This is a genomic window from Burkholderia stabilis (assembly GCF_001742165.1).
GTDB lineage: Bacteria > Pseudomonadota > Gammaproteobacteria > Burkholderiales > Burkholderiaceae > Burkholderia > Burkholderia stabilis.
Window position 1 is genome coordinate 581,820 of sequence record NZ_CP016444.1, and the last position, 19,540, is coordinate 601,359.

The following is a 19,540-nucleotide window of genomic DNA, read 5'->3' on the forward strand; positions in this document are numbered from 1 at the left end:
GCCCTTCGACGACTACGGACTCGACGACATATCGATGATGTCTTGCGCGACATGCGTGTGCGCGATCGAGGCGGCCGTCGGGATCAGTGGCCCGACGGGAATCATAATTAACTGCATGAAGGAGACATGAAATGGGCAGGCTGGACGGCAAGGTCGCGTTCGTGACCGGAGCGGGGGGCGGCATCGGCGCCGCCATCTGCAAGCAATTCATTGCAGAAGGCGCGCGCGTACTGGCGGGCGATATCCATCCGGATCTCGCCGAGGCGGCCGCCGAAGCCAGCGGCGGCGGGGAACGGATCATTCCGCTCAGGCTCGACGTCACCGACAAGGAGGATGTCTGCGCCGGTCTGGCGCATGCCGCGGATGCCTTCGGAAAGATCGACGTCCTGTGCAATACCGCTGGCGGGTCGACGCCGGATGACGCGCGCGTGACCGACGCGACGGAGGAGGAATTCTGGCGGGCGATCAAACTGGATCTGTTCGGCACGTTCCTCGTATGCAAATACGGCATCCCCTATCTGCAAAGCGCGGGTGGCGGCTCGGTCATCAACTTCTCGTCGATGGTTGCGTTGATGGCGTTGACCGATCGCGATTGCTATACGGCGGCGAAGGGCGGCGTTCATGCGCTGACGCGTTCGATGGCGCCGGAGTACGCGCCTGATCGCATCCGCGTGAATGCGATCGCGCCGGGGCTGACACTTTCGGAGCGGGTGCGCCATCTGGTCGATGAACGGGCAGAACTGCGCAAGCTGGCGGACCAGTGCCTGCTGGGACCCTGCGAGCCCATCGACATGGCGCATGTGGCGGTCTATCTGGCATCGGACGAATCACGGCATACGACGGGGCAGATCATTCCCGTCGACAGCGGGGTCACGGTTTATTGACCGGATCGACGGCAACGCAAGCGGTTCTGGCAGGTGTGATCTCCCTATCCTTCGGAGACCTGCTGAAAGCCATTCGCGAGCACAAATCTCGCACGATGCCGTGCAAGAACGCCATCAACGTAAAAACAACCTGGTTTCAACCATGGAGGAGAAACGATGCTGATCGGAAACAAGACGGCAGTGGTGACCGGCGCTGCGTCCGGGATCGGCGCCGCCATCGCCGAGCGTCTGGCCGAAGAAGGCGCGCATGTGATCCTGACCGACGTGGATGACCCGCGCGGCAACGAACTGACAACGAGACTGATCAGGCGCGGACTGAAGGCCAGCTACGTCCATTGCGACAGCAGCAACCTCGAATCGATCTCCACGATGACGGCCAGGGCCATTGCGCAGAATGGCCGGGTCGACGTGCTGGTGAACAACGCAGGCGTGACCCGGAAGATCAAGCTGCTCGACTTGACGCCGGAGGATTGGGACTGGATCCAGAACATCAATACGCGCGGCCTGTTCTTCACCATGCAGGCTTTCGCGCGTCACATGGCGGAGGCGGGCGGTGGCGCGGTCGTCAACATCGCATCGATTGCGGGCAAGGGTGCGAGGGGCACCTCGAACGCGTGTTATGCGGCCTCCAAGGCCGCAGCCATCGTGATGTCGCGTGTGGCCGCGACCGAACTGGGCGGCAGCGGCATACGGGTGAACGCGGTCTGCCCCGGCGCAACGCGTACCCGGTTGCTGGACGATCTGGAAAAGGCCAATCCGGTCGGCTTTCGGAAGATGCTGGATGACACCGCGCTCGGCCGTTTCGCCCGCCCGCGCGACATCGCCGACGCAGTTCTGTTTCTGGCCTCGGATTTGTCGAGCAGCATGACCGGTCAGTCGATCAACGTCGACAACGGCTTGATGTGGGACTGACCGGTGATGCGTCATTCGCCGGGGCGGCTTGCGATGTGCGTGGCTGCGTCACGCAACCGGTCCGGTTGCAGGCGTGCATGTCGGTTACCTCGTGCCGGCCGGATATTTCAAAGTACGGAAGGCCGATCGGGAATGCGTTGCACGGGATTCGGTCGGCCGCTACGGTGTCCGGAATTCGTGATGACTCGAACCCGCCTGACGGCCGGCCGGAAACAGGCCGTGGCAGCTGCGGGTGGCTGCGTTGCTTCGATTCGGCTCGCGAGGAACGGCAACCCGGCGGATGATCGATCGGAAAAGTGGTGGTCCCGACGGGCGCCGCGTCGGGAATCGCGCCGCGCACGTTGCTCACATTCGGTGGAATAGGCAACGTTTTCCCATTTTCGAGTATTGCCGGCGCTGGCGGCGCGGACTTATATTTTTCACGTTACCGCCAGCCTCCCCATGCAGGCGTTCGCCATTGCGAGCGCGTGTATCGATGCATCGCGCACGACAGCGCACCGGCCTCACTCGTGCATGTCAGTCGCGACACGACGCCCGCGGCAAGTCGAGCGCGGCGTTCGTGCGTGACACAGCCGGTCGTCCAACCGGGCACCCCACACAAGAGATCGAACAGAATGACAGACATCACCATAAACGGTCAGCGACATCAGTTCGCTGGCGATCCCGACATGCCGTTGCTTTGGTACCTGCGCGACGAACTCGACATGACGGGCACGAAATTCGGTTGTGGCATGGCGCTGTGCGGGGCCTGCACGGTTCACGTCGATGGTCAGCCGGTACGCGCGTGCGTGACGCCGGTCGGCACGCTTGCCGGCCGCAGCGTCACGACGATCGAGGCGGCGCATGAGGCAAAGATCGGCCAGGCCGTGCAAAAAGCCTGGATCGACGAGCAGGTGCCTCAATGCGGCTACTGTCAATCCGGTCAGGTGATGTCGGCGGTCGCGCTGTTGACGACGAAACCCGATCCGACGGATAGCGACATCGATGCCGCGATGAGCGGGAACATTTGCCGATGTGCGACCTATCAGCGGATTCGTGTCGCGATCCACAAAGCCGCGGAGAGCCTGAAAGCATGAGACATTCTGCTCGCTCCCCGCAGTCGGCGGACCTGCCCGAATCCGCTGACGACGTCGCATCGCCGTCGCGTCGAAGCTTCCTCGGCAACCTGGCCGCGCTGACGCTCGCGGTCGGATTCGGCGGCGAGATCGCCGTCGCCGCGTCGGTCAACCCGGCGACGGCGCGCGTGCCGTTCGAGGTGAACGCGTTCATCCGGATCGGCGCGGACGGTATCGTCAGCGTCGTGTCCGAGTACCTCGAAATGGGCCAGGGCACCTTCACCGGTGTCGCGACACTCGCGGCGGAAGAACTCGACATCGGGCTCGACAAGGTCCGCGTCGTGCCCGCGCCCGCCGATGTGAAGCGCTACGCGAACCCGATGTTCGCGAAGATGGGCTGGAAGATCCAGGCCACGGGCGGCAGCACCGCGATGACCGGCTCGTGGACCGTGATGCGCGAAGCGGCCGCGTCGGCGCGTGCGATGTTGCTGTCGGCGGCCGCCAGGAAGTGGAAGGTCGATCCGTCATCGCTGCGCGTCGAGGATGGCACGATCATCCACGCGGCCTCGGGCCGTCGCGCCGGCTACGGCCAGTTCGCTGCCGATGCCGCGCGCGAGCCGGTGCCGTCGAAGGTTGCCGTCAAGCAGCGCGCCGATTTCAGGCTGATCGGCAAGCGTTACACCCGACGTGTCGATATTCCCGCGAAAGTCGATGGTTCCGCGATCTATACGCAGGACGTGAAGCTGCCCGGGATGCTGGTCGCGGTGATCGCGCATCCGCCGCGGATGTGGGGCAAGGTCCGTCATGTCGACGCCAGCAAGGCGAAGGCGATTCCGGGTGTGGTCGCGGTCGTTCAGGTGCCGGGCGACGACAACCTGCAGGGCGGCGTCGCGGTGCTGGCGCGCAACACCTGGGTTGCCCGTCAGGGGCGCGATGCGCTGAAGATCACATGGGATGAGACGCATGCGCTCGCGGTCGGCTCGGCCGAGATCGCGCAGCGGTACCGCGCGGCGCTCGACAAGCCGGGCGTGATCGCGCTGACGCGTGGCGAGGTCGCGAGCGAAGCGCCGTCCGGCGGCAAGTTCATCGACGCGGTCTACGAACAGCCCTATCTGTCGCACGCGCCGATGGAGCCGCTGAATTGCGTCGTGCACCTGCACGCGGACCGCTGCGAAATCTGGAACGGCGAGCAGTGGCATACCGGCGATCAGGTCATCGTCGCGAAGGAAGTCGGCCTCAAGCCGGAACAGGTGACGATCAACCAGCTCTACGCGGGCGGCAGCTTCGGCCGCCGCGCGAATCCGGTCAGCGATTACGTGTGCGAGGCGGCACGGATTGCCCGCCTGGCGCGTGCGCAAGGTATCGATGCGCCGATCAAGCTCGTGTGGATGCGCGAGGACGACATGCGTGCCGGCTTCTACCGGCCGGCGACCGTTCACCGGGTTCGGCTCGCGGTCGACAAGTCGGGGAACCTGGTGTCGTGGAACCAGAATGTGGTCGGGCAGAGCTTCTTCGCGCCGCTGCCGTCGGGCGTCGATCCGACGCTTGTCGAAGGGTCCGCCGATATTCCTTACGACATCCCGAACGTCAAGGTGACGCAGCATATACAAAAGCTCGCCGTGAAGACGCAATGGATGCGTTCCGTCGGCCATACGCACGCGGCGTTCGTCGGCGAGACGATGATGGACGAGGCAGCGCGTGCGGCCGGCAAGGATCCGTACACGTTCCGCCGCGCGTTGCTCGCGAAGCAGTTGCGTCATCGCGGCGTCCTCGATCTGGTCGCGCAGAAGGCCGGCTGGTCGACGCCGTTGCGTGACGGTGCGCCCGGCACGAAGCGCGGACGCGGGATCGCGCTGCAGTTCGCATTCGGCACGTACGTCGCGCAGGTCGCGGAAGTGACGGTGCTGCAGGACGGCACGTTCACCGTCGATCGGATTGTCTGCGCGGTCGATTGCGGCTCCGTCGTGAATCCCGACATCGTTGCGTCACAGGTGGAGGGCGGGATCGGCTTCGGCCTGACGTTCCTGCGCGCGGCGATCACGCTGGAGAACGGGCGCGTGCAGCAAGGGAACTTCAATGACTACCCGGTGCTGCGGATGAACGGGATGCCACGCGTCGAAGTGCACACGGTGCCGTCGCAGGAAGCGCCAAGCGGCATCGGGGAACCCGGCGTGCCGCCGGCCGCGCCCGCGGTGGCGAATGCGCTGACGGCCGCCACCGGGACCACGTTCCGGTCGCTGCCGATGCGCGGCACGCTGCGCCCGGCCTGACTTTCCGCTTCCACCCAGTTTCAGAGAACAATCCATCGTGAAAATTCGTCGAGTCATCGGCTATGCCGTCGCGGCCGTCGTTGTGGTCGCAGCCGGTGCGGCTGGCCGCGCGTGGCTGACGCCGGGCGGCGCCGAACCCCAACCGCCCGTCGCCGGCACGCCGGCCGATCTGCTGGCAACCGTCGCGCGCGGCGAGTATCTGGCGAAGGCTGCCGATTGCATCGCATGCCATACGTCCGTGGGCGGTACGCCATATGCAGGCGGTCGGCCGTTCAAGCTTCCGTTCGGACAACTGTATTCCACCAACATCACGCCGGACAAGGAAACCGGCATCGGCAACTGGTCGGACGATGCGTTCGTGCGCGCGGTACGCGAGGGCGTCGGATCGCACGGCAATCTGTATCCGGCGATGCCCTATACGTCGTACGCGGAAATGAGTCGCGACGACGTCATTGCGATCAAGCAGTACCTGATGACGCTCGAACCGGTGCATCAGGCGCCGCTCGAGAACGACCTGTCGTTCCCGTTCAACCAGCGCTGGGGGCTCGCCGCATGGAACGCGGTGTTCTTCCGCGGGCAGCGTTTTGCGCCGGACCCGAAGCAGAGCGTCGAATGGAATCGCGGCGCGTATCTGGCCGGCGCGCTCGGACACTGCGGCGAATGCCACACGCCGCGCAACGTCGGCTTCGCGATGAAGTCGCGCGACTATCTGTCGGGCGCCGAAATCGAAGGCTGGAAGGCGTACAACACGACATCGGATCAGGCATACGGCCTCGGGTCGTGGACCGACGAGCAAATCTCGCAGTATCTGTCGCGCGGACATGCGCCGGGGCGCAGCTCGGCGTCCGGCCCGATGGCGGACGTGGTCGAGCACAGCCTGCAGTACCTGACGCCGCACGACATTGCGTCGATGGTCGTCTATCTGCGCGGCGTGAGTCCGGCCTCGGGCGAACAGGCGGGCCGGATCGATCTCGAGCCCTCCGCAGCACGTGCATCAAACGCGGTACTGCCAGGCGCGGCATCGCTGCCGCAGGCGCTCGAGCGCGGTCAGCGGCTGTTCGCCGGGGACTGCGCGGGCTGCCACCAGTGGAACGGCGTTGGTCGACAGAGCGAATATGCGTCGCTCGTCGGCGCACATGCGGTCAACGATCCGTCCGGCGCTGCGCTCGTGCAGGTGCTGCTGCACGGCACCAGCCTGACGGTCGGCGGTCGCACGCAACAGATGCCGGGTTTCGGCGCTGCGTATGGTGATGCCGATATCGCCGCGGTCGCGAACTTCGTATTGAGCCATTTCGGCTCGAAACAGGGTGGGGTAACCGCCGAGCAGGTCAGCAAGGCACGGGCCCAGTAACACCTCGAATGCCTGCGCGATCGTTGAAACGGATAGCGATGCGGTTCAGGTGATGCCGTCGGGCACGCGTGCGTTCGACGCCCTGACGGTACTGGCCGCGACCGCTGCCGGATTCGACACGACATCCGGCGATGACCGCTCCGGAATCGCGATCGCGCGGTGCATCGTTGCCGTCGCCGGAGGCCGTTGTCGCGATCAGCGCAGGCAGTGCGCGGCCCACCCGCATGCAACCCGTGACACGGAGAACAGGAGGAGACACGATGGATATGGGAATCGCAGGGCAAAGCGTACTGATTACCGGCGCCGCGCAAGGCATCGGCGAAGGGCTGGCGAGATCGTTTGCCCGGGAAGGCTGCAACGTGTTGCTGGTTTCGCGGTCGGCCGAGAAGCTGGACGCGCTGGCCGGCGAACTGCGATCCGCGCACGGTGTGGATGCGGGCGTGCTGGCACTCGACATGACGCAAACGGGCGCGATTGCCGACATCGTTTCGTTCGCGGGCCATGCCGACATCCTGGTGAACAACGCGGGCGCGATTCCGGGCGGCACACTGTGGGATGTCGACGAGGACGCGTGGCGCAAGGGCTGGGAGCTGAAGGTGTTCGGCTATATCAACCTGACGCGCGCGATGTACACGAAAATGAAGGCGCGCGGGCACGGCGTCATCCTGAACAACATCGGCAACGGCGGGCAAAACTTCGACTTCAACTACATCGCGGGTTCGACGGGCAATGCCGCGCTCATGGCTTTCACCTGCGCGCTGGGCGGGCGTAGCCTGGAAGACGGAATCCGCGTGCTGGGCGTCAATCCCGGGCCGGTGGGAACGGAGCGTATTGCCAAAGTCCTCCGGAATCACGCGTCGCGGTTGCTGGGTGACGAAACGCGCGCCGATGAACTCATGGCGGGTTATCCGTTGGGCCGCGCCGCGACCGTGGCGGAAGTCGCCGACCTGTTCGTCTTTCTGGCGTCGCCTCGCTCGAGTTACACCAGCGGCACGATCGTCACGGTGGACGGCGGCATCACATCGAAACGATCGGTGGCCTGAGTATGGGCGAGCGTGCTTTCCCGCCAACCCGGATTGGCGCGCTCGCGATTTCCAGCCGTATCGTGCGTACGGCGCAGGCCGCGCGCATCGCCAATCTTCGCCCGATTACCTGATCTGCCGCTGCACCAGTGCGATCACACCGCCTGCGAGCGCGAGCCCCACGATCATCTCGAAGCCGTCCAGCACGCTCAGGAAACTGGCCTGGTGGGCGGCCATACCCGCCAGTTGACCCAGCGACAGGCCGCGTGCCGCGCCTTCGCCCAGACCTTGCGCCTCGAACGCGTGCGTCATCGTTTCAAGCGCGCTCTGGAACACCGGGTTATACGGGCTCGCGAATTCGACGAGACGTGTGTGATGCACGGCCGTGCGATGCTGATCCACGATGATGAACGTCGCGGTGGACAGCGAGTAGGCCATCTGCTTGACGACATTCTTGAAGCGGTAGCCGTGCGTGAATTCGTCGTTCGAGAAGATCTGAAACGCGGCGCTCGCCGTCGGCAGCGCGATGAACATCAGCAGGAAGCCGCGCAACATCAGCGGCGGCAGCAGCCAGCCCATGCTGGCGTCGGGCGGCAGGTTGAGCATCCAGATGCCGATCGTGGCCGCCATGATGAAGCCCGGGACGATCAGCCATTTGCGCTTGATGAAACGTGAGTACTTGAAATACGCGATCGCCATCGGAATTGCCGCGAGCGAAGTGAACCCGACGATGCGCCCGGCATTTTCCACCGGGTAGCCCAGCCCGCTTTCCAGTAGTCGAGATACCAGAAAGCCGATCCCATTGCTGATGAAGTAATAGAACGCATAGAGCACGATCCCTTGCCGGAAAGGCCCCTCGCGCAGCGCATTCAGACGCACCAGCGGGCGTGGATCATGCCACTGATGCCAGGCGAACCAGCCGATCACGGTCAGCCCCGCAACGGTGGCCAGCGGCATCAGGGGCGTCGTGCTGAACACTTCGAAGCGCAGTTGCTGCGCGACGATCTGCAACGCTCCGAGGGCAATGGCGAACACCAGATAGGGCCACAGGTGAGCTGCGCTGCGCCGCTCGACCGGGCGCCTGCCGATGTGCGGCACCACGACGAATGCAAACGCCGATAGCGCGGCCCCGCCCACCGTCGAGCACAGGAACAGCGCGCGCCAGTCGAAGCACGCAACGAGATAACCGCCCGCCATCGGCGCGAGCGCGCTTGCGAGCAGGATCATGATCAGGAAGATGCGCGTGGCCGGCGCGCGATCCTGCGGCGTGAAGCCGGTTTGCAGCATGATGCGGCAGGTGCCGAGCATCGGTCCGATGAAATAGCCCTGAAAACCGCGCGCCATCGCGAGCGAAAGCGACGATTCACTGAGAGACGCGGCCAGCGATCCCGCCGCGAACATCAGCAGGCAGCCGCTCAGGTAGCGCCGGAAGCCGAGACGCTCGATCAGCCACTGCTGTTGCACGATGCCGAGCACGGAAGCGGTCGCATAGGCCGTCGACGACCACACCAGCTCGTCCGGCGATGCATTGATGCCGCCCGCGATATAGCTCGTGAAGAACGAAAAGATCGTGTTGTCGAAGTAGTCGATACCGACCGCCAGCGCGATCGCCCACGGCAGCAGATCGCTGCGTAAATGTCTGAGCGTGAACAGGCGGGCGCGGGCGGGCGTGATTTTCATGATGCCGCCACTTCGGGCACGCGCGTCGACGGCATTGGCCGGCGCGGGAATCCGGCTGGAGGAAGGGCGCGCACACGGAACGTGGCACCGGTGCGAACGTGACGAAACACCTGGACTCCGGAATGAATCGGATGAGAAACCCGGGCTGGAACAGCAGACGGAACGAACCTTGAGGACGCCGCCAGTTGAAGGTGCAGGTGGCGATCCTCATGAACGCAGCACCGCCGGTTGCTTCCGGAAGCAATGACCCGGGCGTGCAGGAGCGCAACACGAACAAGGTTCGAGTCGGCGCAACACGACGGCTGAGCGGCTGGCGGCCGGTTATCGCGGCCGCCGTGGCTTCGGCGAAAGTCACCGTGGCTGAAATAGTGGCCGCAAAGTGTCATCGACTACCGATCGTCCGGGGCATCCTCGCCGAGAGACGACGAAGGCGCGAGCAGCGCATGTGAAGGGATTGCAGCCCTCGCAGTTCATTCCGCGAGGGGCAGTGTCACGGACGATTATTCCGGGCGTCGCGGGTCGACATCAAGGGTTAACACGCATGTATTCCGTGCTTTGAAATTAGCGCGTGAAGTCTCCTGGCGGTGTCGTCGAAGTTGTGGGTTCACCGAGACCGTGCCGGACATGCGATCGGGGGCCTCGAACCGGTCAGCCCGGCAAATCAATGCGCGCCCGACGCCGCATCGGATGATTCGCCTTTCATCGGCCGCGTGATCCAGATCAGCGGGATGATGCAGATGAAAATGAATGTCGACAGATAGAAGAAGTCGTCGAGGCCCAGAATGGCCGCCTGGGCGTTGACGATCGTATCGAACAACGCGTGTGCCGACGGCGTATCGAGGTTCAGCAGCGAGTGCATCGTGCTGATCTGTTCGGTGAAGACGGGATTGTTCACGCTCGCCTGCTCGGTCAGGTGTGCGTGGTGCATGATGGTCCGGTTGTTCCATATCGTGCCGGCGATGGATGTGCCGGCGGCGCCGCAGAAGATCCGGACGAAATTCGACAGGCCGGCGGCCGCGGGAATGCGTTCCGGCGGCAGGCCCGACAGGATGATCGCGATCAGCGGCACGAACCACAGTACGGCCGGGATGCCCTGCAGCAAAGTCGGCATGACGAGATGCCACGTGTCGATTTCGGTGATGTACTGCGTGCGCATGAAGAACACGCCCGCGAAGCCGACGAATGACAGTGTTGCGATGATGCGCGCATCGATCGCCCGCAGCAAACGGCCCATGAACGGGGAAAGCAGCACCGTGAAAATGCCGACCGGCGCGGTGACGAGCCCGGCGTCGAACGCCCGGTAGCCGAGATCCTCCTGCATCCATTGCGGCAGCAGCACGAGATTGCCGAAGTAGAGCGCATACGAAACCGAAATCGCAATCGTGCCGCCCAGGAAATTGCGCTGGGTGAACAGCCGCAGGTCGACGATCGGATTGTCTTCGGTCAGCTCCCAGATGAGGAACAGCGCGAAACAGATCAGCGCCGCGATGGTCAGCCCGATGATGACGGGTGACGAAAACCAGTCGAGGTCCCGGCCTTTGTCGAGCATGATCTGCAAGGTTCCGACCCACGCGATCAGCAAGACGAGCCCGACGATGTCGATCGGCATCTTCTTCGTCGGCGTTTCGCGGTTGCGGTAGATCACCCAGATGACGCTCGCGGCGAGCAGGCCGACCGGGATGTTCACGTAGAAAATCCACGACCAGCTGTAGCTGTCGGTGATCCAGCCGCCGAGCAGCGGGCCGGCGATCGGGCCGACCGTGGCGGTCATCGCCCACAGAGACAGCGCGGTGCCGGATTTTTCCTTCGGATACGAACTGAGCAGGACCGCCTGGGACAGCGGGATCAACGGGCCCGCCACGATCCCTTGCAGGATCCGTGCGGCCAGCAGAAACGGCAGCGTCGGCGCGATCCCGCACAGCCACGACGCGAACACGAACATCAGGATGGCGCCGACGAAGAGCTTGATCTGGCCGATGCGCTGCGTGAGCCAGCCTGTCAGCGGAATCGACACGGCGTTGGCCGCGGCGAACATCGTGATGACCCACGTGCCTTCATCGACGGAAACGCCGAGATTGCCGGAGAGGTTCGGGATCGCCACGTTGGCGATCGACGTGTCGAGTACGGTCATGAAGGTGGCGAGTGCCACGACGAAGGTAGCGACAACGAGCTGGCCCCCTCTGAGAGGAGGATGCTGGATGGATGTCTGAGTCATAAGGAAACTGTATTGCGGGCGTCTTGTGGACGGAATCGATCTTGCCGGGAGGATGTTGGTGCTGGTGGGTACGTCGTTTTTTGGGGCGTTAATAAATAAATTCGTTAGGAAACTATCAATTTGAACGTAGCGAGTGACCGAGAATTTTCTGCATTGTGCCCGTAGTTTTCCGATGGTGCAGCGAAGCGACGTGCTGCGTGATGCCGCTGGAGAATCGGGCAATGCCGGTCGCCTCGTCCGGCCCGGAAGGGGGCGGTTCCGTACGCATGCAGGGCCGGTCGGGCAGCTGGCGGGGGGATGTGTGAGGGCGGCTACGGCGCGCCGTATCGCGATGACACGATCATCGATTCCGTACCTCGGAAGTCATGCGGGGCAGGTGAAATCGGTCATGTGGCCGGGGGAGCGTACGCGGCGCGCAAAAGGCACGGCGCGACCATTCCAAAGTACGGGACAACAGCCGGTTCGACATTGACGCGTTTCCGTGCGCCGCACACGATTGACGTTGATATCGATCGCGTCCTGCCACACCGTCCGTGGCGTCGTCCCGCGAGTTCAACAGAGAGTGGAGCGTCATGTCAGAAAGCCGGCAGGAAGAAGTCGTCTATGCGTCGTATTCGAGTCTCGCGTTCGATTGGCCTGCGAAAGGCGTCTTGCGCATCACGCTGAATCGGCCGGAGCGACTCAACGCACTCGACGCGCGAGGGCACGATGAACTGGCCCGGGTGTGGCGTGACGTCGACGAGGATCCGCGTGTCGCGGCCGTGATTCTGTGCGGCGCCGGCAAGGCGTTCTCTGCCGGCGGTGATTTCGACATGGTCGAGGAAATGATCGATTCCTTCGACGCGCGCGTGCGTGTATGGCGCGAATCCAAGGATCTCGTCTACAACATCATCAATTGCTCGAAGCCGATCGTGTCTGCCATCCACGGCTCGGCAGTGGGGGCGGGGCTGGTTGCCGCGCTGCTCGCGGACATATCGGTTGCCGGCCGCTCTGCACGGCTCGTCGACGGTCATACGCGGCTTGGCGTCGCGGCAGGAGATCACGCGGCGATCGTCTGGCCGCTGCTGTGCGGCATGGCGAAGGCCAAGTATCACTTGATGCTGTGCGAACCGGTGAACGGCGAGAAGGCCGAGCAGATCGGCCTCGTTTCCGTTGCCGTGGACGATGCGGACGTGCAGCAGACGGCGCTGTCGATCGCAATCCGGCTTGTGAACGGCGCGCCGTCTGCGACGCGCTGGACCAAGTATGCGCTCAACAACTGGCTGCGCCAGGCGGGGCCGACGTTCGATGCTTCGCTGGCGCTGGAGATGCTTGGGTTCGGCGGAGAGGAAGTGCGCGAAGGCGTGAAATCGTTCAGGGAAAAACGCGCGCCGGAGTTTCCCATCGATACGCCGGTGTCTCCAACACGACGCAAGTGAGTGGAGATCACGCCTGATCGAACCCGGCAGCCCGGGTCCGGAAGCCCTCGTGCACATCGAGCCGTGTCGACGTTCGCGTACCGCCCCCGCCGACTGCCGGAGGTATGAGCGATTGGCGGAGACCGGACGGCGTCATCCGGGGAAGCAATACGTCGTAGTCGTCGACGGTCTTTGCCAGCGGGTGACGCTGGAGCAGCCAGACGAGGTATCGGTACGGCTCGATACCGTCAGCCTTGCAGGTCTCGACCAAGGTAGGGAGGCTGCGCCAGTGAGGAATCAACTGAAGTGATGGCTGAGTTCGAGCCACAGCGTGCGGCCATACGGCATGTAGTAGCCGACGGTGTAGTACGGCCAGCCGACGGAATCGTCGTGTTTGATCGTGTTGAACACGTTGTTCATCACGAAGGTCAGCGACGTGTCGCGCGAGAACTGGTGCGAGATGCTCAGGTTCGCGAGCGTCGTCGGTGTCAGATACGCGGTCTGGGCGGCGTTCGGCACCTTGCCGTAGCGCTCGAGCTGCACCGTCGAGGTCCACTTCGGGACCGACCACGTCAGGCTCAGCATGAGCTTGTCCGGCCATTCCGGGTTGCCTGTCGGGTTGGCGAGCGAATGCAGGAGGTCCTGTACCGGGCTATTCGCGTACTGCTGGTACTTGTGGCTCAGGACCTTCGTGAAGTTGGCGCTCAGCAGGAACGTGCCGGCGCGGCCGAGGCGAAAGCGCCATTTGCCGCCGAGATCGAAGCCCGTCGTCTTTTCCATCGCGGCGTTGATCGGATTCACGAGGATCGTGTTGATCGCGCCGGGGTCGAGCACGGCCGTCAGCGGGTTGCGGATCACTCGACTCAGCGCGTCCACGCAGTTGGGCGAACTGGCGCCCAGTTGCCCGGCACGGCATGCGGCTTCGGTGCGCAGCAGATTGTCCGGGTCGATGGTCGTGACGAGATTGTCGATGCGGATGTTGTAGTAGTCGGCGGACAGGTCGATGTCCGGTGTGGGTGCAAGCACGAAGCCGGCGCCCCACGATTTGCCGTTTTCCGGCTTCAGGTTCGCATTGCCCTTCTGAATGAAGTTCGAACCCGGCGACACGTTCGCGTATTCGCACGATGCGAGCGATTTCCCCGACTGGTTGCAGCGGAAGTAGTCGGTGGTCGATTCGAAATAGCCCTTCGACTGGCTCATGAAGATGTAATTCATGTCCGGCGCGCGGAAGCTCGTGCCGTAATTGCCGCGAAGCAACAGCTCGCGCAGCGGCCTGTATTCGAGCCCCAGGTCGTAAGTGAGTTTGTTGTTGCGGGTGCCGGCGAACGAGTAGTCGTCATAGCGCGTGGCGACGTTTGCGGTCAATTGGCTCAGGATCGGGATGCGTAGTTCGACCGCGGCCGCGTAGCGCTTGCGATTGCCGCTCGCACCGGTCGCGCCGGCGGAGTTGTAGTACACGCCCTGGTTGAGCGCGGGATCGATCGAATTGCTGAAGCCCTGCGTGCCGTATTCGATCACGCCGGCGGCCCGCACGGGGCCGGCCGGTAGCGAGAGCAGGTTGCCGTTGGCGGCGAGGCTGAAGGTCTGCGTCCACGTGGCGTTCCTGCTGGTCGATTCGCCATACATCGACGCGAACTGGTTCGGCGTGAGCGGGGTTGCGAAGCGTGCGGCGTTGGGTGCGTAGATCGGCGCACCGTCGGTGGCGGTGCCGAGCTGCGGGCCGAGGTAGTAGCGGTCGACGTTCGACAACAGGCGCGGCACCGTCGCGCGGCTCTGGTAGCCGGATGCGCTGTACGTGAGCTCGTAGTTCCAGCTGCTGTCTGGCAGCTTGCCGCGCAGGCCGGTGATCAGGTTGCCCGCGACGTCGTCCCAGCGCTTGTTCCATACCGATGCGCCGCCGATCTCCTGCGGCGCGATGCGCTTGGTCCACGCCTCGTTTGCGCCCGTTTCCTGATTGAAGAAATAGCCGGTCGTCGCCGCGGCCGATGTCCAGCTCGGGCCGCGCGTGTTGTTCTCGGTCTGGTTCCAGGCGGTCGACACGGAGCCGAACAGCGTGACGAGATCGCTCAGCCGGTATTCGACCCCGCCGTACAGGTTCTCGCTGACGTTGTTCGTTTGCGTCGTCCAGTACGACGGCTGCGCGCCGCCGCTGCCGCAGTACGCGCCATTGCGGGAGTTGACGGTAGCGGTGCCGCCGAATGCGCCGATGCCGGCGAGCGCGCCGCACGCGCCGGCGGCGCCGACGTAGCGTCCGGTGTCGAGATTCTGGCGTGCCCAGGTCTTGGTCGGCGGCTCGCCTTCGAGCGTCGACGATGACATGAAGTCGCGCTGTCCGGACCAGACCGGATTGGTCTTGCCGATCTCGAGGCCGAACACCGTGCTCAGCGCGCCGAACGTCTTGCCGCCCGACACCTGCAACCGGCCGTTGCCGCCGCCGCCGTCCCAGGTGCGGCCGCCCTTGACGTTGACCTCGATGCCGTCGATGTGCTTCTTCATGATGATGTTGACGACACCCGCGATTGCGTCCGAGCCGTATACGGCGGAGGCCGCGCCGTTCAGGATTTCGATGCGGTCGATCATCGCCGACGGAATGTTGGCCAGATTGACGAAGTTGACGTTGCCGTCGTACGCGATCGGGTAGTCGGCCACGCGCCGGCCGTCGACGAGGACGAGCGTGTGGTTCGGGCCGAGGCCGCGCAGGCTGAGCGCATTCGCGGCCGGCGTGAACGTGTTGCCGTAGTCGGCGCCTTGCGTGAAGCCGGTGTTCTGGGTTTGCGACTGGAGCGCGTCGAAAACGTTTCGGTACCCTTTCGATTCGAGATCCTGACCGGTAATGACGGTGACGGGCGTCGCGCCTTCCTTCTCGGAGCGAGGAATGCGCGATCCCGTCACGACGAACGTCTTCAGCGATGCGGCGGCGCTGGCCGCATTGGGCGGCGCGGTGACGGTGGCGGTGCTCGATGCGGCTTCCTGAGCCGCGGCGGGCATCCACGATGTCGCCAGGCCGGACAGGCAGAGCGCGATCGCGCTCCCTCTCTTGATATAGAGCGACGTGTTTTGCATCTTCAAGTTGTGTTGACGAGCAAGTTAAATGGCTGGCCGTTGCCGGGCATCCATGCCGTTTGTTGCGGCATATCAACTCGCAACGCCCTGTCGTTCGCGCAATTCCAGTGTCCGATTCAAGTACTCGGAATGACGAGTGCGGTCTGAAAATCCGGTAGGCGGATCGATTTTTCTTTCAGTTGCCGTAACCGGTACTAATGGCTGGCCGTGTGGCGGGAGACTTTATCGATCGCCTTTGGGTTGGGCAAATGATAGTTACGTATATTGATGTGGTAGGCGGAAGGAAATGGAAATCTCCTGCTAATTCTATTTGTCATTCTTGATAATGGGAAAGGCATCAAGCTCTATGTGGCGCGTGGTGTCGCGGCAGGTCATTGGCTTCGGGGTCGCCCCAATCGGGCTGCATTTCGCAATCGCCGATCATGCGCCTGAAACCTGTGCGACGACGACCGGATCGGTCGATTGCTTCGATCGCCAACCTGCGATCCGTCCGAATCTACGACGCGTGCAGTACTCGGGGGCGAATGGATGCCGGCTCCGTTCGAGTGGATTCTTGTTTCATGAAGTATCGCTTCGTGGCGAATAAAATAATGTGAAAGTTTGATGTGATCAAACTTTTATGGATTATTCAATGCACTTGAGGCGGCGATGTTTGATGCAATTAAACTTTTAAATTCTTGTGGTCTATTCATTAAGTTTGATGCAGTCAAACTTTTGGTTTTTCATCAAAAAAAGTTTGACGCTCAAAATTTTTTCTTGATATCTTCCGTAATCAAGTGATGCCGATTTTTTGAGGTATTCATTTCTTTACGAATGTCTTTCGCCTGGATCCGCGTGATTACGATTGGATCGCGGCTCCGCCGACCGTTGTTCTGGCGGACGGGCATCCGTTTTATTTTCCGGAATCTAATCAATTTCGATAAGAAGGTATTTTCCCGCGTCGAGCAATCGGCGGGCGGGCATTTTATTTTCGGGAATAAGTAATTCGGGTTTTATGGATATTGAATCAAACACTGCCGTCATACGGGCCGTGGGGCATCGTGCATCGGCGACATTCACGTTGGGGGACTGAAGGTGGGTATCAAGATCGAGGACGGCGTGTTCGCGTCCGGCGGCGGGCCGGCGAGGCCCGGACGCCCGCGGCAGTTCGGCGGGAAACAGCGGAACCCGGTGCGCCGGTTCGGTGGCATCGCGGCCGTGTTGCTGCTGCATGTGTTGTTGGTCTATGCGCTCCTCAATGGCCTCGCGACCAAGGTCGTGCAGGTTATTCAGCATCCGATCGAAACCCGCATCATCGAGCCGGTGAAGCCGCCGCCGCCTCCGCCGCCTTTGCCGGTGGTCAAGCTGCCGCCGCCGAAGGCGACGCTGCCGCCGCCACCGTTCGTACCGCCTGCGGAGGTGCCGGTCCAGGCGCCTCCCCAGGCGACGATCACGCATCAGGCCGCACCCGTGCCGTCCGCGCCGGCCGTGCAGGCGCCGGTCGTCGCGCCGCCGGCGCCGGCGGCGAAGCCGGTCAGCCACGAGGTGGGGGTGGTCTGCCCGAATTCCGAGCAGATGCGAGCATCGATGCAGTATCCGAAGGAAGCGCAGGAAAACAACATCACCGGCGACGTCACGATCGAATTCGTCGTCGATGCCGACGGCAACATCACCAACGTGCGCGTGGCGCAGTCGGCCGATCCGGTCCTCGATCGCGCTGCCTACAACACGGTCAAGCGATTCAGGTGCGTGGCGCAAGGGCAGCCGGTGCGCGTCCAGGTTCCGTTCTCGTTCAACCTGAACTGACCTGGCGCCGGGCCGGCTGGCCTGGAATTTCAATCGATCAGTTTAACGAAACAACTGGAGTAGGTATGGCAAAGCGTTCACTGGCTGCACTGGCGGCTTGCATGTTGATTTCCACCGTCGCGCTCGATGCGCTCGTCGTGCCGCAGCCGGCGTTTGCCGAGGCGAGCGGGCCGGTGGCCGTGGCCGCGACAGCGTCCGCGCCGCAGGCGGCCGCGGACGAACCTTCGCCGCCGCCCGCGCCGGCGGCGACCAAGGCCGTCGAGAATCCGTACGGGCTCGGCGCGCTGTGGAAGAACGGCGATTTCGTCGCGCGATTCGTGCTGATTCTGCTCGTGATCATGTCGATGGGAAGCTGGTACATCATGATCGCCAAGTTCCTCGAGCAGTTCCGCGCGAACCGCCGCGCGAAACTCGCCGACGAGCAACTCTGGTCGGCCCCGTCGCTGTCGGCCGGCGCGAGCCTGCTCGATGAGGCGTCGCCGTTCCGCTTCATCGCGGAGACCGCGATCGAGGCCGGCGAGCATCACGACGAGGCGCTGCTCGAGGCGGTCGATCGCAACACGTGGATCGACGTCTCGGTCGAGCGCGCGATCACCAACGTGTCGAACCGGCTGCAGGATGGCCTTGCGTTCCTCGCGACGGTCGGCTCGACCGCGCCGTTCGTCGGGCTATTCGGCACCGTGTGGGGCATCTATCACGCGCTGACGGCAATCGGTATCGCCGGGCAGGCGTCGATCGACAAGGTCGCGGGCCCGGTCGGCGAAGCACTGATCATGACGGCGATCGGGTTGGCGGTCGCCGTGCCGGCCGTGCTCGGTTACAACTTCCTGGTCCGCCGCAACAAGTCGGTGATGGAGCGGGTGCGCAACTTCGGCGCGCAGTTGCATACGGTGCTGCTCGCGGGCAGCAAGCGTCCGGTGCGGGCCGCCGGTGCGCCGACCGCGTCGCTCGTGCACTGACGCAGACGGGGGGCGAGATGGCCATGAACGTCGGGCAGGACGACAACGACGATGTGATCGCCAATATCAACACGACGCCGCTCGTCGACGTGATGCTGGTGTTGCTGATCATTTTCCTGATCACGATTCCGGTCGTGACTCATACGATTCCGCTGGAGCTGCCGAAGGAAACGGTGCAGCCGCTGGAGACGGCGCCGAAAAGCGTCGAGATCGCGGTGAATCGCGACGGGCAATTCTTTTGGGGCGAAACGCTTGTAGACGGCCCGACGCTGCTCGTCAAGCTGAAGGGCATCTCGCAGATGTCACCGCAGCCCGACGTGCACGTGCGCGGCGACGAGAACACGCGCTACGAATTCATCGGGCGCGTGGTCACTGCGTGCGAGCGGTCGGGCATCGCGAAGGTTTCTTTCATCACCGAGCCGCCGGCGCGCGGCGGATAGGAGTCGACGATGGGCATGAACGTATCTTCGGGCGGCGGCGAGCCGGACGTGATGGTCGACATCAATACCACGCCGCTGATCGACGTGATGCTGGTGCTGCTGATCATGTTGATCATCACGATCCCGATCCAGATGCACTCGGTCCGGATGGACCTGCCGGTCGGCAATCCGCCGCCGCCGGCGACACCGCCGGAAGCCGTGCAGATCGACATCGCGGCCGACGGCGCGACGACCTGGAACGGCGCGCGCGTGCTGGATCGCACGACGCTCGAGCAGAAGCTCGCACGCGTCGCCGCGGAGCCCGTGCAGGCGGAAATCCGTTTGCGTCCGGACAAACTCGCGCCGTACCGGGCCGTCGCCGGCGTGCTGACGAGCGCGCAGCGCGTCGGTGCGACCAGGATCGGCCTGATCGGCAACGAGCAGTACATGCCGTGAGGCAGGCAGCGGGGCTGGCGTCAGGCACCTCGCGTGGCTCGGCGAACATGTGACAGACGGGTCGATCCGGCG

General features: G+C 63.7%; 16 protein-coding genes and 1 pseudogene. 12 read left to right on the top strand and 5 right to left on the bottom strand.

Features of this window, described 5'->3' with window-relative positions; genetic code table 11:
- The first annotated feature begins 131 nt into the window (after positions 1-131).
- The 6 genes from BBJ41_RS35150 to BBJ41_RS35175 all read left to right on the top strand — a co-directional run bounded on the left by BBJ41_RS35150 (position 132) and on the right by BBJ41_RS35175 (position 7,515).
- A complete protein-coding gene (locus tag BBJ41_RS35150) occupies positions 132-884 on the top strand; it encodes an SDR family NAD(P)-dependent oxidoreductase (RefSeq protein ID WP_069750916.1) in 753 nt (250 codons plus the stop codon).
- A 156-nt stretch (positions 885-1,040) separates the two neighbouring features.
- Entirely contained in the window at positions 1,041-1,796 is a 756-nt protein-coding gene (locus BBJ41_RS35155; RefSeq protein ID WP_069750917.1) for an SDR family NAD(P)-dependent oxidoreductase, read from the top strand.
- 614 nt (positions 1,797-2,410) lie between these two features.
- The gene (locus BBJ41_RS35160) at positions 2,411-2,872 is read left to right on the top strand and encodes a (2Fe-2S)-binding protein (RefSeq protein ID WP_069750918.1); all 462 of its coding nucleotides are present in this window, start codon (positions 2,411-2,413) and stop codon (positions 2,870-2,872) included.
- Positions 2,869-5,121 (top strand): xanthine dehydrogenase family protein molybdopterin-binding subunit, encoded by a 2,253-nt coding sequence (locus BBJ41_RS35165; RefSeq protein WP_069750919.1) that lies wholly within the window; start codon positions 2,869-2,871, stop codon positions 5,119-5,121. Before BBJ41_RS35160 ends, BBJ41_RS35165 begins: the two co-directional genes overlap by 4 nt.
- Positions 5,122-5,158: 37 nt before the next feature.
- Positions 5,159-6,472 carry a c-type cytochrome gene (locus tag BBJ41_RS35170; protein WP_069750920.1) on the top strand — a complete coding sequence of 438 codons (1,314 nt, stop codon included), beginning with the start codon at positions 5,159-5,161 and terminating at the stop codon, positions 6,470-6,472.
- 260 nt (positions 6,473-6,732) lie between these two features.
- Positions 6,733-7,515: an SDR family oxidoreductase gene (locus BBJ41_RS35175; RefSeq protein ID WP_069750921.1), complete on the top strand. Its 783-nt coding sequence runs from the start codon at positions 6,733-6,735 to the stop codon at positions 7,513-7,515.
- A 105-nt stretch (positions 7,516-7,620) separates the two neighbouring features.
- On the opposite strand, the gene BBJ41_RS35180 is transcribed toward BBJ41_RS35175, so the two are convergent.
- Positions 7,621-9,174, bottom strand: a complete 1,554-nt coding sequence (locus BBJ41_RS35180) for an MFS transporter (RefSeq protein ID WP_069750922.1) — start codon at positions 9,172-9,174, stop codon at positions 7,621-7,623.
- Positions 9,175-9,359: 185 nt separating this feature from the next.
- On the opposite strand from BBJ41_RS35180, the gene BBJ41_RS40885 reads away from it, so the two are divergent.
- Positions 9,360-9,623: a hypothetical protein gene (locus BBJ41_RS40885; protein ID WP_156814973.1), complete on the top strand. Its 264-nt coding sequence runs from the start codon at positions 9,360-9,362 to the stop codon at positions 9,621-9,623.
- Positions 9,624-9,835: 212 nt separating this feature from the next.
- On the opposite strand, the gene BBJ41_RS35185 is transcribed toward BBJ41_RS40885, so the two are convergent.
- The gene (locus BBJ41_RS35185) at positions 9,836-11,389 is read right to left on the bottom strand and encodes a DHA2 family efflux MFS transporter permease subunit (protein ID WP_069750923.1); all 1,554 of its coding nucleotides are present in this window, start codon (positions 11,387-11,389) and stop codon (positions 9,836-9,838) included.
- A gap of 572 nt (positions 11,390-11,961) precedes the next feature.
- On the opposite strand from BBJ41_RS35185, the gene BBJ41_RS35190 reads away from it, so the two are divergent.
- Entirely contained in the window at positions 11,962-12,807 is an 846-nt protein-coding gene (locus tag BBJ41_RS35190; RefSeq protein WP_069750924.1) for an enoyl-CoA hydratase/isomerase family protein, read from the top strand.
- 115 nt (positions 12,808-12,922) lie between these two features.
- On the opposite strand, the pseudogene BBJ41_RS42210 reads toward BBJ41_RS35190, so the two are convergent.
- The 3 genes and pseudogenes from BBJ41_RS42210 to BBJ41_RS41780 form a co-directional block, all read right to left on the bottom strand.
- Positions 12,923-13,069, bottom strand: a pseudogene (locus BBJ41_RS42210) (transposase domain-containing protein); the annotation flags it as partial.
- Positions 13,070-13,083: 14 nt separating this feature from the next.
- On the bottom strand, positions 13,084-15,849 hold the full coding sequence (locus tag BBJ41_RS35200) for a TonB-dependent receptor domain-containing protein (protein WP_069751461.1): 2,766 nt from the start codon (positions 15,847-15,849) through the stop codon (positions 13,084-13,086).
- A gap of 906 nt (positions 15,850-16,755) precedes the next feature.
- Positions 16,756-17,061: a hypothetical protein gene (locus tag BBJ41_RS41780; protein ID WP_236872223.1), complete on the bottom strand. Its 306-nt coding sequence runs from the start codon at positions 17,059-17,061 to the stop codon at positions 16,756-16,758.
- Here BBJ41_RS41780 and BBJ41_RS35205 point away from each other — a divergent pair.
- The 4 genes from BBJ41_RS35205 (at position 16,948) to BBJ41_RS35220 (ending at position 19,468) form a co-directional block, all read left to right on the top strand.
- Positions 16,948-17,634, top strand: coding sequence for an energy transducer TonB (locus tag BBJ41_RS35205; RefSeq protein WP_236872211.1), 687 nt, complete (start codon positions 16,948-16,950; stop codon positions 17,632-17,634). The two genes, BBJ41_RS41780 and BBJ41_RS35205, sit on opposite strands and share 114 nt — an antisense overlap.
- Positions 17,635-17,699: 65 nt before the next feature.
- Positions 17,700-18,593, top strand: a complete 894-nt coding sequence (locus tag BBJ41_RS35210; RefSeq protein WP_069750926.1) for a MotA/TolQ/ExbB proton channel family protein — start codon at positions 17,700-17,702, stop codon at positions 18,591-18,593.
- A gap of 17 nt (positions 18,594-18,610) precedes the next feature.
- Positions 18,611-19,033 carry an ExbD/TolR family protein gene (locus BBJ41_RS35215; RefSeq protein WP_069750927.1) on the top strand — a complete coding sequence of 141 codons (423 nt, stop codon included), beginning with the start codon at positions 18,611-18,613 and terminating at the stop codon, positions 19,031-19,033.
- Between the two features lie 9 nt (positions 19,034-19,042).
- Positions 19,043-19,468 carry an ExbD/TolR family protein gene (locus tag BBJ41_RS35220; protein WP_069750928.1) on the top strand — a complete coding sequence of 142 codons (426 nt, stop codon included), beginning with the start codon at positions 19,043-19,045 and terminating at the stop codon, positions 19,466-19,468.
- Positions 19,469-19,540 lie beyond the last annotated feature (72 nt).

Excerpts from the sequence above, each read along its gene's own strand:
- BBJ41_RS35150 (WP_069750916.1), top strand. The coding sequence starts at position 132 with ATGGGCAGGCTGGACGGCAAGGTCGCGTTCGTGACCGGAGCGGGGGGC.
- BBJ41_RS35155 (WP_069750917.1), top strand. The coding sequence starts at position 1,041 with ATGCTGATCGGAAACAAGACGGCAGTGGTGACCGGCGCTGCGTCCGGG.
- BBJ41_RS35160 (WP_069750918.1), top strand. The coding sequence starts at position 2,411 with ATGACAGACATCACCATAAACGGTCAGCGACATCAGTTCGCTGGCGAT.
- BBJ41_RS35165 (WP_069750919.1), top strand. The coding sequence starts at position 2,869 with ATGAGACATTCTGCTCGCTCCCCGCAGTCGGCGGACCTGCCCGAATCC.
- BBJ41_RS35175 (WP_069750921.1), top strand. The coding sequence starts at position 6,733 with ATGGATATGGGAATCGCAGGGCAAAGCGTACTGATTACCGGCGCCGCG.
- BBJ41_RS35180 (WP_069750922.1), bottom strand. The coding sequence starts at position 9,174 with ATGAAAATCACGCCCGCCCGCGCCCGCCTGTTCACGCTCAGACATTTA.
- BBJ41_RS35185 (WP_069750923.1), bottom strand. The coding sequence starts at position 11,389 with ATGACTCAGACATCCATCCAGCATCCTCCTCTCAGAGGGGGCCAGCTC.
- BBJ41_RS35190 (WP_069750924.1), top strand. The coding sequence starts at position 11,962 with ATGTCAGAAAGCCGGCAGGAAGAAGTCGTCTATGCGTCGTATTCGAGT.
- BBJ41_RS35200 (WP_069751461.1), bottom strand. The coding sequence starts at position 15,849 with ATGCAAAACACGTCGCTCTATATCAAGAGAGGGAGCGCGATCGCGCTC.
- BBJ41_RS41780 (WP_236872223.1), bottom strand. The coding sequence starts at position 17,061 with ATGCAGCAGCAACACGGCCGCGATGCCACCGAACCGGCGCACCGGGTT.
- BBJ41_RS35210 (WP_069750926.1), top strand. The coding sequence starts at position 17,700 with ATGGCAAAGCGTTCACTGGCTGCACTGGCGGCTTGCATGTTGATTTCC.
- BBJ41_RS35215 (WP_069750927.1), top strand. The coding sequence starts at position 18,611 with ATGGCCATGAACGTCGGGCAGGACGACAACGACGATGTGATCGCCAAT.
- BBJ41_RS35220 (WP_069750928.1), top strand. The coding sequence starts at position 19,043 with ATGGGCATGAACGTATCTTCGGGCGGCGGCGAGCCGGACGTGATGGTC.